15 protein-coding genes are annotated in these 15,838 nt (G+C 37.3%); 7 read left to right on the top strand and 8 right to left on the bottom strand.

Going from position 1 to position 15,838, the window contains the following annotated elements:
- Positions 1 to 52 precede the first annotated feature (52 nt).
- From dprA to H6799_01880, 7 genes are all read left to right on the top strand, one after another.
- A complete protein-coding gene (dprA, locus tag H6799_01910; protein ID USN97828.1) occupies positions 53 to 910 on the top strand; it encodes a DNA-protecting protein DprA in 858 nt (285 codons plus the stop codon).
- Positions 911 to 1,002: 92 nt separating this feature from the next.
- The gene (gene topA, locus H6799_01905) at positions 1,003 to 3,288 is read left to right on the top strand and encodes a type I DNA topoisomerase (protein ID USN97827.1); all 2,286 of its coding nucleotides are present in this window, start codon (positions 1,003 to 1,005) and stop codon (positions 3,286 to 3,288) included.
- Between the two features lie 68 nt (positions 3,289 to 3,356).
- Complete coding sequence (locus tag H6799_01900) at positions 3,357 to 3,842, top strand: hypothetical protein (protein ID USN97826.1); 486 nt, start codon at positions 3,357 to 3,359, stop codon at positions 3,840 to 3,842.
- A gap of 230 nt (positions 3,843 to 4,072) precedes the next feature.
- Entirely contained in the window at positions 4,073 to 5,125 is a 1,053-nt protein-coding gene (locus H6799_01895; GenBank protein ID USN97825.1) for a hypothetical protein, read from the top strand.
- A gap of 28 nt (positions 5,126 to 5,153) precedes the next feature.
- Positions 5,154 to 5,411, top strand: a complete 258-nt coding sequence (locus tag H6799_01890) for a hypothetical protein (GenBank protein ID USN97824.1) — start codon at positions 5,154 to 5,156, stop codon at positions 5,409 to 5,411.
- A 43-nt stretch (positions 5,412 to 5,454) separates the two neighbouring features.
- Positions 5,455 to 5,865, top strand: a complete 411-nt coding sequence (locus tag H6799_01885; protein ID USN97823.1) for a hypothetical protein — start codon at positions 5,455 to 5,457, stop codon at positions 5,863 to 5,865.
- Positions 5,866 to 5,880: 15 nt separating this feature from the next.
- The gene (locus H6799_01880; GenBank protein USN97822.1) at positions 5,881 to 6,372 is read left to right on the top strand and encodes a hypothetical protein; all 492 of its coding nucleotides are present in this window, start codon (positions 5,881 to 5,883) and stop codon (positions 6,370 to 6,372) included.
- Positions 6,373 to 7,105: 733 nt separating this feature from the next.
- On the opposite strand, the gene H6799_01875 is transcribed toward H6799_01880, so the two are convergent.
- The 8 genes from H6799_01875 to prfB all read right to left on the bottom strand — a co-directional run bounded on the left by H6799_01875 (position 7,106) and on the right by prfB (position 15,818).
- Complete coding sequence (locus H6799_01875) at positions 7,106 to 8,101, bottom strand: hypothetical protein (protein ID USN97821.1); 996 nt, start codon at positions 8,099 to 8,101, stop codon at positions 7,106 to 7,108.
- Positions 8,098 to 9,294: a UDP-N-acetylglucosamine--N-acetylmuramyl-(pentapeptide) pyrophosphoryl-undecaprenol N-acetylglucosamine transferase gene (locus H6799_01870; protein USN97820.1), complete on the bottom strand. Its 1,197-nt coding sequence runs from the start codon at positions 9,292 to 9,294 to the stop codon at positions 8,098 to 8,100. The genes H6799_01875 and H6799_01870 overlap by 4 nt, the downstream gene beginning before the upstream one ends.
- Positions 9,291 to 10,619, bottom strand: a complete 1,329-nt coding sequence (locus tag H6799_01865; protein USN97819.1) for a cell division protein FtsW — start codon at positions 10,617 to 10,619, stop codon at positions 9,291 to 9,293. Before H6799_01865 ends, H6799_01870 begins: the two co-directional genes overlap by 4 nt.
- Positions 10,620 to 10,628: 9 nt before the next feature.
- Entirely contained in the window at positions 10,629 to 12,356 is a 1,728-nt protein-coding gene (locus tag H6799_01860) for a hypothetical protein (protein ID USN97818.1), read from the bottom strand.
- 104 nt (positions 12,357 to 12,460) lie between these two features.
- Positions 12,461 to 12,805, bottom strand: a complete 345-nt coding sequence (locus H6799_01855; protein ID USN97817.1) for a hypothetical protein — start codon at positions 12,803 to 12,805, stop codon at positions 12,461 to 12,463.
- A 365-nt stretch (positions 12,806 to 13,170) separates the two neighbouring features.
- On the bottom strand, positions 13,171 to 14,052 hold the full coding sequence (rsmH, locus tag H6799_01850; GenBank protein USN97816.1) for a 16S rRNA (cytosine(1402)-N(4))-methyltransferase RsmH: 882 nt from the start codon (positions 14,050 to 14,052) through the stop codon (positions 13,171 to 13,173).
- Between the two features lie 36 nt (positions 14,053 to 14,088).
- Positions 14,089 to 14,757, bottom strand: a complete 669-nt coding sequence (locus H6799_01845; protein USN97815.1) for a hypothetical protein — start codon at positions 14,755 to 14,757, stop codon at positions 14,089 to 14,091.
- An 11-nt stretch (positions 14,758 to 14,768) separates the two neighbouring features.
- Positions 14,769 to 15,818, bottom strand: coding sequence for a peptide chain release factor 2 (prfB, locus tag H6799_01840; protein USN97845.1), 1,050 nt, complete (start codon positions 15,816 to 15,818; stop codon positions 14,769 to 14,771).
- Positions 15,819 to 15,838 lie beyond the last annotated feature (20 nt).

Raw genomic sequence — 15,838 nt, 5'->3', positions numbered from 1 at the left:
CCATCCTATCATATTAGATGCAATAAAGTCAACCCTTCTATAAGATACATATATGAAAACACGCCATATAACCATCAAAGACGCCGAATACCCAAATTTACTAAAAGAAATACCCACCGCACCACAACGCTTATGGTTACTAGGTGCCAAGCTTAATAATGACGAAAAACGACTAACCGTAGTAGGCACACGTAAGCCTACATTTTACGGAAAAAAAGTGTTAGATAAACTCGTCAAAGAAGTAGCTTCAGCAGGGGTAACCATAGTTAGTGGGCTTGCTATTGGGACTGACTGTTTAGCTCATCAAGCCGCACTTAATGCCGGAGGCAAAACAATTGCAATACTACCCGGAGGACTAGACAATATTTATCCTCCAGGTAATCGAAAGTTAGCTCAAAGAATACTAGATAGTGGCGGGACTCTCATAAGTGAATACCCAGAAAACACCCCGACTTTTGCCTGGAATTTTGTAGCCAGAAACAGAATCCAAAGCGGCATATCAGAAGCTGTACTAATTATTGAAGCCGCAGAAAAAAGTGGTACCTTAATAACCGCTGATTTTGCTATAGAGCAAAATAGAACCCTTATGGCTATACCAGGAAATATCGATAGTTTAGTTAGTATAGGAACTAATCAACTAATAAAAGAAGGCGCTACACCAGTTACTTGTGCTCAAGACATCTTAGAAGCCTTAGGCGTAAATATAAAAGCCGCCAAAGTAGCTGAGTATAAGCCTGAGAATCAGACCGAGAAGAATATCTTAAACTTAATAAGATCAGGTACTTCACAGAGTGAAGAAATCCAAGTAAAAAGTAAGTTAGATGCCGTAGAGTACAGTACAGCTCTCACCATGCTCGAGATAAAAGGAGTAATAAGTCAGTCAGCCCCAGGAGTATGGGATATCAAATAAGTATGTGCTTTAAAACGCTAACGCTTGACTATATAATAAGAGATATATAATATCAGTCCCTACACGCTTTAATTAGCCCTTTAAGAAATAATATGCCAAAAAACCTTGTAATCGTAGAGAGTCCTGCTAAAGCCAAAACCATCCAAAAATATCTTGGAAAAGACTTCGAGGTTAAGTCTAGCTTTGGCCATATAAGAGATCTACCAGGAAAAGGCATGAATGTTGATATAAAAAATAACTTTGAGCCTAACTACGAAGTATCACCAGAAAAAAAGAAAACGGTAGCTGAATTAAAAAGAGCCGCTAAAACTGCCAAACTCGTTTGGCTAGCAAGCGATGAAGATAGAGAAGGGGAGGCAATCTCTTGGCACCTTGCTGAGATCCTTAAGCTTAAGCCAGAAAATAGGAGAAGAATCGTCTTCCACGAAATTACCGAAAATGCCATTAAAAATGCAGTCGAAAACCCTCGTGATATAGACGAAAAACTAGTTGACGCTCAACAAGCAAGAAGAATCCTCGATAGAATAGTAGGTTACGAACTCAGCCCGATGCTCCAAAGAAAGATTACCAAGGGCTTGAGCGCCGGAAGAGTACAGAGTGTAGCAGTAAGATTAGTTGTCGAACGAGAGGAAGAGATTAAAAACCACAAGGCTGAAGAATACTACAAAATAAAACTAGTAGTCTCTGCCAAAGGTGAAGAGTTCGAAGCTGTCCTCAACAAAAAACTAAAAACAATTGAAGAGGCCAAAGAGATTTTAGAGGACATTACCGGAGATAGCTTAAAAGTTGCAGAGATAACAAAAAAGCCTGGTAAAAAAACTCCACCAACTCCGTTTACGACCTCCAGTTTACAACAAGCCGCGAGCTCAACTCTCGGGATGAGCCCAAAGAATACTATGAGCAACGCTCAGAGGCTCTATGAAGCCGGTTTAATTACCTACATGCGTACAGACAGCCTAAACTTAAGCGAGCAAGCTCTGAAGAGCCTAGAAGATCTCATTCCAAAGAAGTATGGCAAAGAATATCTAAATATAACTCGCTATAAATCAAAAAGCGCCGGAGCCCAAGAAGCGCACGAAGCAATTAGACCAACCGATTTTACAAAATATTCTGCCGGAGCCGACGAATACCAAAAAAAACTTTATAGCCTAATTTGGCGCAGAACTGTTGCCAGCCAAATGACTGCCGCTCAATTAGAAAAAACTGTTATTAAGCTTAAGAGTCTAGGTTCGGATCAAATATTCGAAGCAAGTGGAGAAATCCTAAAATTCGAAGGCTTTATAAAAGCATACGGAAGAAGTGGCGAAGATAGGATTCTGCCAGACCTCGACCAAGGTGATGAAGTTAAGCTTAATAGTGGTGAAGCTCATTTAAGCTATGGTAAAAAACCAGGTCGCTTTACAGAGGCGAGCTTGATTAAGAAGTTAGAAGAACTTGGTATCGGCCGTCCATCAACTTACGCTCCAACCCTAAGTACTATCCAAAATAGAGGATATATAGAAAAAGCTGATAAAGAGGGTACTCCGACAGAACTTAAGTTCCTTAAGCTTAGTAATAATAAAGTTCAAGAAGAGGTTGAGACAGTTAACATCGGGGCCGATCGAGGCAAGTTATTCCCCACAGATACAGCAATTGTTGTGACAGCATTTCTCAATGAGAATATGCCAGACATCATGGACTATAAGTTTACGGCAGAAATGGAGGCCAAATTCGACGAGATCGCTGACGGTAAACATAAATGGCAAAAGGTTATTGCCGATTTTTATAAAAACTTCCATAAAGGAGTAGAGAACTTAACCGATGTTAAGCGTAGTGATGTAGGTCAAAGAATATTAGGAGAGGATCCAAAAACTAAAAAGCCAGTTATTGCTCGTATTGGTAGGTTTGGCCCGATGCTACAAATTGGAACAGTTGAGGACGAAGAAAAGCCAGCCTTTGCTAATATGCCAGCTGGCAAACAAATCTCTGATGTAACTTTAGAAGAAGCACTAGAGATGTTTAAGCTACCTAAAACTATTGGTGAGTTCAAAAATGAAGAAGTTAAAGTTAATATTGGCAGATTTGGTCCGTATTTAATGCACGCCGGTAAATTCATCAGCATAAAAGGTTACGACATGCATACGATAACTTTAGAAGAGGCGATTCCACTTATTGAAGAAAACATCGAAAAAGAGAAAAACAAATACGTTGCTGACTGGGGAAATATCCAAATCATCAACGGACCATATGGACCATACATCAAAGATGTCAAAAAGAAGAAGAACGCAAAAATCCCAAAAGACGTTGAGCCTAAAGACATCACCGAAGAACAAGCCAAAGAGATTCTAGAAAAAGCCCCAGACAAACCAAAACGTCGCCGATACCCATCCAAAAAATAAGCTTTTTTAATCCCTCTCCCTCGGGAGAGGCTAGGTGAGGGGTTGTAGAAGTTTGCTAAACTTAACCCATGAGCAAAGACATATCCATTGGCCCAGGTATTCTCAACGGTAAATGCACCTACGCAAACCGTAACTTCAAAAAGGGGGAGATCGTAATGAGCTGGGACTTACTAGAGGTCTCACAAAAAGATTTCGTAACAATGCCAAAAGAAGAGAAGATCTTTGTTCATTCTTTCTGGGGCAAAATGTATAAGTTCAGCTTTCCTGCCTGCTATACAAATCACTCGCCAAATGCGAATACTATAGCGGATTATGAGCAATTCTGTGATCTTGCTACAACGGATATCAAGAAAGGAGATAAGATTACCACGAACGCGACTTTAGAGTATAAATTTGAAGTAGAATCCTTTTTAGAGACAAGAGAGGGCAAAGAACTAGAGGATTTTACTTGGGTTTCTGGAGGCTACCGCAACGCAGAAGTAATGTACAAAGTTAACGGAGAGACCAAGCACCTTAAGCTTAAGCGGGTAGGGAACTGGCAAATCATTAGCTAAAACATTCAGAATAGTGATATTTTTTACATTATGTGCCCAAAGGCTTGCATAGTCAGTATTTTATGTGATAATATTAATACAACAATGCTTGTACAAATGTCTATATTAAGTTAAGCTTAAACAAACATTGTACAGGACAAGTGGAGACTTTAAATTCAAGTTTAAAATAATATAACAGGGCAGGGGAGTGGAGCCCTTAAAAACAAGAGAAGATTTATAGGTTAAGTAATATGGCAGAAAACACATCAGAGAAACAAACCCAGTTAGAAGCTTTAGTAAAGAGCATTATGGATGACCTTTACAAAGATAGAGAAAGGGACATTATCTCTGGTAGATTCGGTTTAAACGGCAAAAAGAAGACTCTCGATGCCATCGGTAAAGAGTATGGCGTTACTAGAGAGCGTATCCGTCAGTTAGAGAAGGGGATTGTAATCCGTCTTCAAGTTAAAGCAGAAGAGGGCAAATTAGCCGGCTTTAACGAATATGAGTCTAAACTTGCTGATCTAATCGAAAAGAGTGGGGGAGTTTGCACAATATCTCAACTTACCGAACTAGCTGGAGAAGGGAAGAGCTCTGAAGCTGTTGCCAAAAACTCATTTATAACTTTAGTTTCTAGCCGTTTAGTTCTTGTAGAAGAATCTGACAACTATCACCAAAGTGCTGTACTTGCTAGCCACTACAAAAGCCCATCAGAAGCCCTAAAAGAAGTTGACTCACTTGTAAACATCCTTACAGAAAACAAAAAGCCTATATCAATCTCTGAATTAAAGCGAGCTAATAACTTAAAAGAATCAGAAGCAGAAATAGAATCTAAGATACTAGTTTCTACCCAAACCTACGAAAGAAAAGGACTATGGGGTCTAAAGAGTTGGTCATCTGTTAACCCAAAGAGCATTAAAGACAAAATCTACATTGTTTTATCAGAGAACAAAGAGCCAATGCACTTTAGCGAAATCTACAAAGCGATCCAAGCCGATAGCACTTTTGCTAAGCGTGAGTTCACAATCCAAGCTACCCATAATGAGCTAATTAGAGATGCCCGTTACGTTCTAGTAGGTCGTGGTAGATATGCTTTAAAAGAGTGGGGTCACATCGAAGGCACAGTTGAGGATGTCATCGAAAAAGTACTTCGTGATAACGGTAACAAACCTATGCACCGCGACGAGATAATCAGAGGTGTACTTCGATACCGACAAGTTAGAGAGACTACAATCGTTCTAAACCTCCAATCAAAGCCAAAGTTTAAACGTGTCGCCACAGCAACCTTCCAACTAGCCGATTAGTGCATATTCAAAAATTTGAAAAATAACTATGACAGGCCCAAACAAATATCCAGTTAATGAGGGCATCTCAGGCTACTGGGATACACTATCCCCGGAAGATCTTGCAAGATATGATCAAGCACTTGATTATGTCTTTGATTATATAAAAATCGCTAGGGTAGTCAGAACCGGAGGCGATGAACTAAGTGCCAAAGCAATCGCGGGTATAAATAGCCATATGCCTGATCCAATTACTTGCTTTAGATACAAAGGTTATTTGATAAAAACTGACCTGCCAATAGAATAATAAAATGTACAGTAATTATACTGAACCACAAAATTTATAAAATATGCCACAAGAGCAACCAGTCACAGTATCAACCTCCCATTGGGAGTATCTAAGCCCCGAAGAGCTAGAACAACTTGGTATAGCAGGTGCAGTCAAAAGATTAACCACTATAAATGATCAACTCAAAAACATCCCTCCGAATCATCTTGAGCTAACTGGCGACTGGAAAATTGCATTAACAATAGAAATGCGCGATCAAGCTCTCGCACAAATTCAAAGAGCATTAGGTTTAGATGGAGATGGAGAAGTCAGACGACCAATTAACGGATATCGCGGTGAGCTAGATGCTTTATCGGATACATCAAGTCATAGATCACTACCTTATGAGAAAGATAGAGGAATCATTATTTCAACCGATCATCTTTTAAGCTTAAAAGAAGTACCTGGCATAACAGAAGATCAATACACATAAGAAGCAAAGATTATTATGACATCTCCCAATAAAGCAGCGTCGAAAAAATCTAAAAGAAAAGATACGGAAAGACCTGCTTACCTAAGAGACTTCCCATTTGAACTTACCAAGGTCTGCATGGCAATTGAAGACTTTAAGCTTGGAAATACAGTAAGTCCAAAAACAGGCCTTAGTCTAACCGAAGCGCATAGTATGTCAGTGCTCATGTTTACTGATCCATTTGCCACTAAAATGCAAAGAGCTATATGCGACCAGTTATGTCGAACTCTGCAACCATGGTTAATTGCTCCTAGAAATTTTGATGAGCCAACTAGCATAGCGCGCATAAGTAATTATTTAAACGCTCAAAGTGCATACATTAATGAGCAAATTCATCCAACTCAAGTAATGGTTCCATGGCTACAAGAGATTCGCGATCAATCTAGTAAAAGAAGACTTGATGAACTAATCGTGCAGTTCGGACACGATGCTATCAAACCCAATGTTCGAATAGATTTTTTAGAATAAAAGTAAGAACTAGTACAAAGATAGTACAAAATACTCTAATAAAAATGTAATAGAGATGTAGTCATTTAAATATAGAACAAATAAATAAAAACCAAGGGAGTACAAATAAAAGATTTTCTATAAACAAAATAATTAATACAAAATATGTAAATATAACAAAAAGAGAAGGGTGAGATTAACAAATTTAACAATATTGATATAACGTCGCACAATGTATATTTTACGACATGCAAGTAACGAACACTATATGATTCAACATACCTCTTCTGGAGTGTAGTAACAGATAAGAAACCAGTAAATACCTCTAAAAAGAGATTCTGTACTTCTACATATCATAATTTAAGCTCATACCTATGGACTTAAACCACTACTTCGAGAGTACTATCAAATAACTGCGTAAGCGTGAAATATGTTTAACATTTATTTGACTTTTCCACATTATAAGTTTAGATATATACTTGACAGTTTTCCACAATATTGTATTATATGTAGATAATTGACTCCTATCACATAAGATCGTAGAATATACTTCCTTGTTTACATACCCTACCCTAGTAGAAAGATGCTAAAAATTTATACAAAGACAAGACATACATTGGTAATAGAGTTTATAAAATTTAAAAACTTATTAGTTAAGTACAAAAACAGTACACAGGGAGTAGTAGGATAGTGGTTCAAATAAAAACCAACCACTACCCTCTAAATATATCTAAACTTAAGATATCTGCAAATACTACCGATACAAAACGCGTTCAGGGGTCCGAACATCAATATACCCCACTCCTTTCATCACCTCTACCCCACCCTTTTGAATAAACTTAATAGTTCTTGCAGCTGCAATTCCACTCCTTGTTACATCTTCATCAATAGAAAAAATAACTCTAGTTTCAAAGCCATTAATCAGGACCTCAACATCTTTAAAACTTTGAGCATCAATATTAATCTTTATTGGGTCAATCCCCTGCTCTCTCAATACTGGAATAACTCCGACAACCCAAGAAAGCTTATCAGAGCTTGCCAAAACCTTAGATCCTGACTCTGCCCCTAAACCACTACCCCCAATCTCTAAAGGCTTAAATTGTGCAACAAAATTGGGAGGAGGCTCAAATACCCTACCCTTCTGGTTAACGTATGTAGGTTTTCCATCTGTCCCTATCCATTTAACAAGGGGGCTATTTGTCTTAATTTCTGCTTCTGTTCTCATTCTAAAAATATTGAAATGAAGCTTAATAATGTTTACCTCATCTCGATTATCTATTAAACTACCCTCAATCGAACGATATCTTAAAAAAGCAGGACGTACATAGCCAAAAAGTCCTCCATCTAAATCTTTATTCAGATCTATCTTTAAATCACTCTCATAAGCAGTTCCTGCACCATTATCTAAAATAATGTGTACTCTCTTGGAGCTAATGCCAATAATTGCATAAATAACTAGCACTGTTAAAACAACCATTAAAAACTTTAAAGTTAATCTCGCTCTTATACGTCTATTCTTACGCTTTTGTTTTTCTTTAATCTCTCTATCCACCTCTTTCTTTTTTTCTTGCTCTAAATTATTAATGTTAGCGTTAGGGCGCCATACTCCAGTGTTAGCAAGAGAATTAAGAGTAGTATTCTCCTTTGATACGCTTAGCTTCTTTTTTTGCGAGGTCCTTGTTCTAGACGAGACAAAGACTACCTCCTCACCCACCTCTGTATTTTTTTTATTATTCTTGTTGAACATCATTTATTTTCTTTTAAGGCTAAAAGTTCTTCTACAATTTTCGTAACCGTATCAGGTTTTGCCAATAATGAGATCCTCTCACTTAATTCTGCTCTACGGCGCTGATCATCTAGTAAAAACTGGATCTCTCTAATAAATTCTTCCGGCTTATTCAAAAGCTTATCCTGATCAGCGACTAAAGCGGCACCTAGCTCATCCAAAATCTGACCATTTTTCTTCTGGTCTGTTAGTCCAGCAGGAATTAAAATAGCCGGCTTAGCACTGTTGGCGAGCTCTTGTATAGCGCTAGCACCAGCTCTTGATACAACTAGATCACTCACCGCATATAGCTTTGCTACCTCAGTTGTAAAATCAAAGGGTCTATACAATTTAGGATTATTTAAACTCTTTTTAATCTCTTTAGCTTTTTTACTATCATCGCTGGAACCTGTCTGGTGAATTACCAAAATATTTAGCTTATTTAAATAACTAATCGTACAAAAAACCAGTTCATTTATTTTTCTTGCACCCAAACTACCTCCAGTTATTAGTACTGTTTTAACTTTTTGATCAATTAACAACTCAGATTTAATCTCTTGAGTAATCTTATTAGAAAATTTTTTAAAATCACTGTTTACAGGCACACCAACAAAATTTTTACTAAGTCTATCCACCTCGTCAACGCTTTGGGGCATACCAGTGAGGGTTTTAACTGCCCACCTGCCAACAATCTTGTTAGTAAGTCCTGGTCTCGAATCAGAATCATGCACCAATATCGAAGCTTTCTTCCTATTTGCAAAACAGTACTCTAATGATCCGGTCCCACCCTTACAAAAAACAACTTCTGGAGGATATTTAATAGATATTAACTTTGACTGAATAATACCAATTATAGATTTAAAAAGATCCCTTAAGTTTAAAGCTTGAGTCCTTATATCTATTAGTTCTCTAAACCTGCTTCTCGAGTATCTTCTAAATCTGCCACCAGACACATGTTTGAGTAATAAATTATTTTTATACTCAGAAACTAGCTCTTTAAAAATTTGCTCACTTCTTTTTTTATAACCTCTATCTGTAATGACTAAAATTTTAGATCCTGGCTTTTGCTTAAAAATTTGTTCAGCAATATTTTTTAAAGGAACCACATGTCCCCCTGTCCCACCGCCAACTAAGACGATCCACCTACTATCTTTATTTTCTAAGCTTAAATTATTCACAGTCTAGTGTCCTCACCAAATCCTATAATTTTATTTCTTTTATAAGTAGAGAGGTTGAGCACAATGCCCATCATCGTCATCATTATAACCAAATTAGTACCTCCTAAGCTAAAAAATGGAAGTGGAACTCCAGTAAATGGAATTAATCCCAGAATTGATCCCATGTTGACCGCAAAATTGCCAACGACCCAGCCTGTAATTCCTGCCATAACAGTTCTCCAGTACAAATCTAGACCCTGCATTACTTCTAACATCTTTTTTATTAGTGTTCCAAACAAAGCAAGTATTACTATCGACCCCAATAGTCCAAACTTTTCTGCGTATACCGCAAAGATAGAGTCACTTGGTGCTTCTGGTAAATAGCCAAAAGACTGTACACTTTTCCCTACTCCACGGCCATATATACCTCCACTTCCTATTGCAATAAGAGATTGTCTTAAGTGATAATCTGCTGGCGACTCTACCTCTGCACTATCTTTTAAAGAGTTATTTGACCCAAGAAATGACAGTAATCTCGCTCTCCTATAGCCAAACATCATAATACTTAAGATTAATCCCACAAGTGCAACGACAGCCAGTTTTGTAATAACTTTTCTAGACACTCCTCCAGCAACCAAAATAAATAACATAATGGTAGCTATTACTAAGGTTGTTCCTAGATCTCTTTGTAAGATTAAAATAAACAGACCGATAATTCCCGAAATAACTGCTAGATACATAACCTGAGTATTAGCATCTTTTGATTCTGACGACTTAAAGTATACGGCAACACCGCTCAAAAAGAAGACGACCCCAGCTTTTACTAACTCAGAAGGCTGCATATTAAAAGGCCCCACCTCAATCCACCTCCTACCTCCATAGACAACCTTCCCTATGCCAGGGATTAAGATCATTAGACATAGTAATATGCCTAAACCTAAGATGTATGGTGCATATTTTATTAAGAAGTCTAATTTAGGAATTTTGTAAGCGATTAACATTCCGATTAATCCTACTAGTAAGAATAATGTCTGTCGGCCTAGACCTCCGCCAGTTCGTTTTAATACCGCAGGCCCTATCGCATACAAAGTTAAAGTACCCAGTGCAATCATTAACATCACAATCACTAAAATCGAATAATCAGCTCTTTTCCTTCTCTTACCTTCAAAGCTAAACTTAACTGTTAGTTTTTTAAATAACTTTACAGCCCAACCAAAACTTAACATCTTGCTTAAATCAGAATTATTACCTATCAAGTTTAGGGCACGAGTGTCCACTCCCCTTCTTTCAGCCCTACTTGAGTCAAATTTAATACCCCTTCTACTTTGTTGATTATTTAATTGCATAATATAAGTTTATAATTTCTTAGGTTGGTAGTAATCTAATATCCAGTTCATAGTATCTACTAGTATCGGGATAGCGGTTTTAGTTCCTGCAAAATGTACTAGAGCCGGATCTTCTACCTTTACCATGACAATATAAGTACCCTCCCCGGTCTCTATAAATCCATAAGCCGTTCCTCGCTCTCTTGTCTGAGAATAAGTTCCATCATCTTGCAAAAGCTGAGCCGTTCCTGTTTTTGCTCCAATTTTATAACCCTCTCTTTTTGGTATATAAGATGCTTGGCTCATCATATGTTTAACTTGGTCCTCAGTATTCTTACTAACCACATCAGATTTAACAATTTGAGGCTTCAATTCTTGACCACCGATACTTTCCACTACACTGGGCCTAATGTAGCTTCCTCCGTTCATAATAGAAGAAAGTGCTGCTGCAGCCTGTATAGGACTAGTCTGCATACCCTGTCCAAAGGTCATATTAGAGTACCTAACTGCGTTACCCTCTTGATCTTTAGGTTTGTACATCAATCCCGGATTCTCACCAGAGACATCAATACCCGTAGGTGAATTTAAGTTAAATCTATCAGCAAAATAATTATACAATTTTTCTTTAGCTTGATCATTTATCTCCCCTTCACCACCGAGCTGCTTAAGTGCATGGACTACTCCCGTATTCAAGGAGTACTTGATTACATCTGTCATTGTTATAACCCCGGTGTGTCCATCCGTAGCATTTTTGATAATTCTATCCCCTACTTTTACAGACCCAGAATTATTATAAGTTGAGTCTTTATTAACCACCCCCTCATTAACAGCACCAGCCATAGTTAAAACTTTAATAATAGATCCAAGCTCTTCTGCATCACTGACATTATTATTTCTAAAATTCTCATTGCTCTCAGCTTTAAAGTATTCAGCAGGATCATAATCGGGGGCTCCAGCCATGGCTAAAACCTTGCCAGTCTCAGCCTTCATTATCATTACACTAACTGATTTAGCCTTATACTCTATTCGTTTAGATCTCGCCATATCTTCTAAATGAAACTGTAAGCCACGATCTAAGCTTAATACCACATCTTTACCCTGCTCAGCAGGCACTTCTACTGTCTGCTCTTCTCCAGGCAATAATAATGGTGCACCATCCGCTGTTGCCAAAGCCTTCAGAGAGCCTGTTCTGCCCGCCAAATCTTTATTATAAAATTGTTCAACACCATACTGCCCTTCTCCTTCAGTATTTACAAAACCAAGAACATGGCTGGCCAAACGCCCTTCAGGATATTCTCTTTGCGGAATAGACTCTAAAAATAAACCATATATTTTTAAATCGTTTACTTTTACAGCCTGTTCTCTAGTAAGTCTTTTTGAAAGTGAGACGTAACCTCTCTTCCTATTATCATCTAATAGACTTTTAATCTTTAATTTATCTTCTCCAGTTATATCAGCAAGCTTAGAGCTTAAGTCTCCAAAGTCTTCTGTTAAGTCTCGAGGGCTTGCAGAGAGGTTATACACGCTACTATTAACTGCGAGAGGCACTACTCCATCGCGCTCTTTAATAAAAATATTTCCTCTATCGGCTTTAAGTTCCCATCTTCTGAGGTGTTCCTCCCTGGCCAAATTTTGATAATAACTCTTCTGGAATACCTGTAACTGAACTAACCTTAGTCCAATTATTGTAAAGATAATCAAACACAGCCACTGCAAAGTAGAATTACTATTTTGGTTAGCCCTGCCGTCTTTCATCATTTTAGTTAATAGAGTACGAAAACAAACACTTTTCGCTTAAGCTTAACCCATTATTATTACAGACTCATCGCTGTTAATCAATAAATACTTAAGCTTAGAAGTTTTTATTCAGCAAACTGCACGTCGCTTGGAGTATTTAGAGTCCCAGCAACTTCACTCTTTTTAAGCTCATCTAAAGATTGCATCTTAGCAACTTCTACACTTAAGCTCTGGTTCTCTTCTTTAAGAGATGAAACTTTTGCCTCCATCTCACTTATAGGAGCCGCCAAACTTCCCGCTTTTGTTGCTTGAGAGACGTAAAACAAACCTAAAATCAGTACAATAACAATTGCTAAAACACTTCTACTTACATCACCGAATCTTCTAACATCTTGGATCTTTTGTCCTAGAGTTCTATTTTGTCTCCATCCGTAGTTGCTGCGAATTGCACTAGCTTGGTAGTGTGTCATTTGTAGTATTATCCCCTTTTGTTTTTACTGTTTTTATTTTAACTGTAAGTAGATTAAGCACGCCCCCATCTGAAAGTAACAAGTGATAGGAACCAGCTTAAATTCTTCTCCCCTAATCTTTATCTACTACATTTATTAAATGTAAAGAAACTAGTGGATGCAACAATGCCAAAAATACTCTACCTATATAACCTTTTGGTAATTTACAGAGCGCATTCTAAAACACTCTATAAGACTATTAAAAATAGTCTACCCTAACAAGGGGCAGACTAATTAGAAAGTTACTGAACTTGAACAGTTAGTTTCTTTCTTCTTGAAACTTTGCGAATTGTAAGAGCCATAGTGAGTGCTCCCCTTTCTTCTTTTTATTTTTTTATATGTTTGTTTTCGTAAATTACGGATCTAAGAATCGCGCTCCTCGATCTTAAGTTACGAACAATATCTATTGTATCAGAAGACTTAAGCACTTTCAAGTCTTTTACCACTCCATCATATTTTCCACTGTTTTCTTTAAAGAATTTCTTAACAATTCCATCTTCTATACTATGAAAAGTAATGATTGCCAACCTAGCACTCTGTTCTAATATACCTGTTATATTATTTAATAATTCTTTTAACTGCCACACCTCATTATTTACTTCTATTCTGATAGCTTGAAAAGTTCTTGTAGCTGGATTCTTTTTACTGTACCCCGGGTAAACTTTAGCAACTAAAGTTTCTAGCTCAGATGTTTTATTGAGTGGTCTATTTTCTAGAATTAAATCTACAATTCTCTTTGCTCTAGGCTCATCACCATAAGATTCTAGTATCTCTACCAAATGCTTTTTAGAATAATTATTTATGATTTCTTTAGCTGTTATATATTGAGATCTATCCATCCTCATATCAAGCTCAGAGTCATTCTTAAAACCAAAGCCTCTATCTGGCTGGTCCAATTGCACAGATGAGACTCCTAAATCAGCTAAAACAATATCAAACTTATTTCCTTCTTTAGCCAGTAATTTTATAGCTCCGGCAAAGTCACTTTTAATAATTCTAGCTCTAGGAAATTTTTTTTTGAGATGTTCAACCGCAAAATCATCTCGATCAACTAAGGTAGCTAAAGATTCGTCTCCGATAACTTTAATAATTTCTTTCGCATGCCCACCATAACCAGCCGTTAAATCTAGGTACTTTTCACCTTTCTTGGGCCCCAAAACCCTCACAGTATCTTCCAGCATAACCGGAACATGCAAATCATCACTCATTAACTAAATTATAACAGCTTAAAGTATCAAAAAAATCTATGGGATGAAACTTAAGTTTTTTAGAACTATGTTTTCAAAGTCACTTTCGTAATCTTTAGATTCTGTCCAAACAGTTAAAACTTTATCTCTTATTGGGAATACCACTAAAGTTCCGCTAGTATCCTTCTCTAATGCCCCGCGAATTTTAATTCCGCTAACATTACTCACTTGTACAGTACTGATTTCTAAACCGTCCTGAGCACTCTTCTTACGATAGCTGTTTAAAACACTGTTGTAATCATCTGTTTCTAGAGTCATTCTAAGGGCGTACTTAGTATCCCTAGATATTTCTGGGACGTAATCTGGATATGCATATAGATTTATCTGCTCTCCAGAACTACTTGCTTCATTTAAAGCTAAATAATAGCTCCAAGTTTTTGGGAATCCCACTTTTATTGATCCATATTGAGTAGGGCTAGTCCAAAACTTGTAAGGAGCTTTTTCTTTCTCGTCAAACTCAGCTTGCTTTTGCTCTGATATTACCTGAGATTGCTTAGCTACTTCTTCGCTAACCTTACTGTCAAAATTTTTTTTATAATCGCTCACTTTTGACATTTGGCTCAGACCAAAAATCAAACTTACCACAAGCAAAATACCACAAGCAATTAAGCCTAACAAAAGTGGATTTGCAGAACCTTTATTATCTAACTTTTTGAACTTAACCATAATCATATATTCTACCAGATCTCCTCTAAATCTCCATTTAAAACTGAATCAATTTTTGATGTCTCTTTATTACTTCTTAGGTCTTTTACTAATTTATAAGGATGCAATACATAATTTCTAATCTGATTTCCCCAAGCTGCCTGCTCGTTTGGTCCTTTTAACTCATCAATTTTTTCTTTATGTTGCTCTAGCATTAGGGAGGCCAGTCGTGACCTTAAGACCTTCATAGCGACTTCTCTATTTTGTAGCTGAGATCGTTCATTCTGGTTACTAACTACAATCCCAGTCGGAAGATGTGTAATCCTAACTGCAGAATCAGTAGTGTTAACACTTTGACCACCATTGCCTCCCGATCTAAATACATCGATTCTTAAATCAGATTCATTAATCTCCACTTCATCCGGTCTTTCAATCTCTGGCAAGACTTCGACCATTGCAAAACTAGTCTCACGTGTTCCACCACTATTAAATGGAGACAGTCTTACTAACCTGTGTACTCCATCTTCGTTCTTTAATACTCCAAAAGAATTTTCACCAGTAATTATTATAGAAGCCGACTTGAGACCACCATCCTCTCCCCTGCTCTCTTCAATTACCTTTGCTTTAAATTTACTAGAGTTTTTATCCGCCCATTTTAAATACATTCTGAGTAACATTGAGGCCCAGTCTTCGGCATCTACACCACCTGCACCAGATCTAATACTCAAAATTACATTATGACCATCATAAGGGCCGCTAAACTTAGCAAAAACCTCAAGATCACCTAAATCTTTTTGCATATGCTCGATTTCGTTTAATAAAATCTCATCCTCACCAATCCCAACAAAATCTTCAATAGCTTTGAGATCAGCTTCTAGTTTTAAGAGAGGCTCGATAACCTTATTTAAAGAAGTTTCTTCTTTTGTTAGCTCTGTTGCTTCATTAGGCTTATCCCAAATATTCGGATCAGCTAGTTTTGATCTAACATCTTTTAAACGTTTTTGCCTATCCTCTAGTTCAAGCTCTACTTCTAACTTGTTAAGCCTAGACCAAAGTTCCTTAACAATTTCTACAGTCTCCATTAACCTTAAGTTTACCATGT

The sequence above is a fragment of the Candidatus Nomurabacteria bacterium genome, from assembly GCA_023898665.1.
Lineage (GTDB): Bacteria > Patescibacteriota > Saccharimonadia > Saccharimonadales > HK-STAS-PATE-42 > HK-STAS-PATE-42.
Note: the sequence above shows the minus strand (reverse complement) of the source record. Positions and strands in the feature narration are given on the sequence as shown.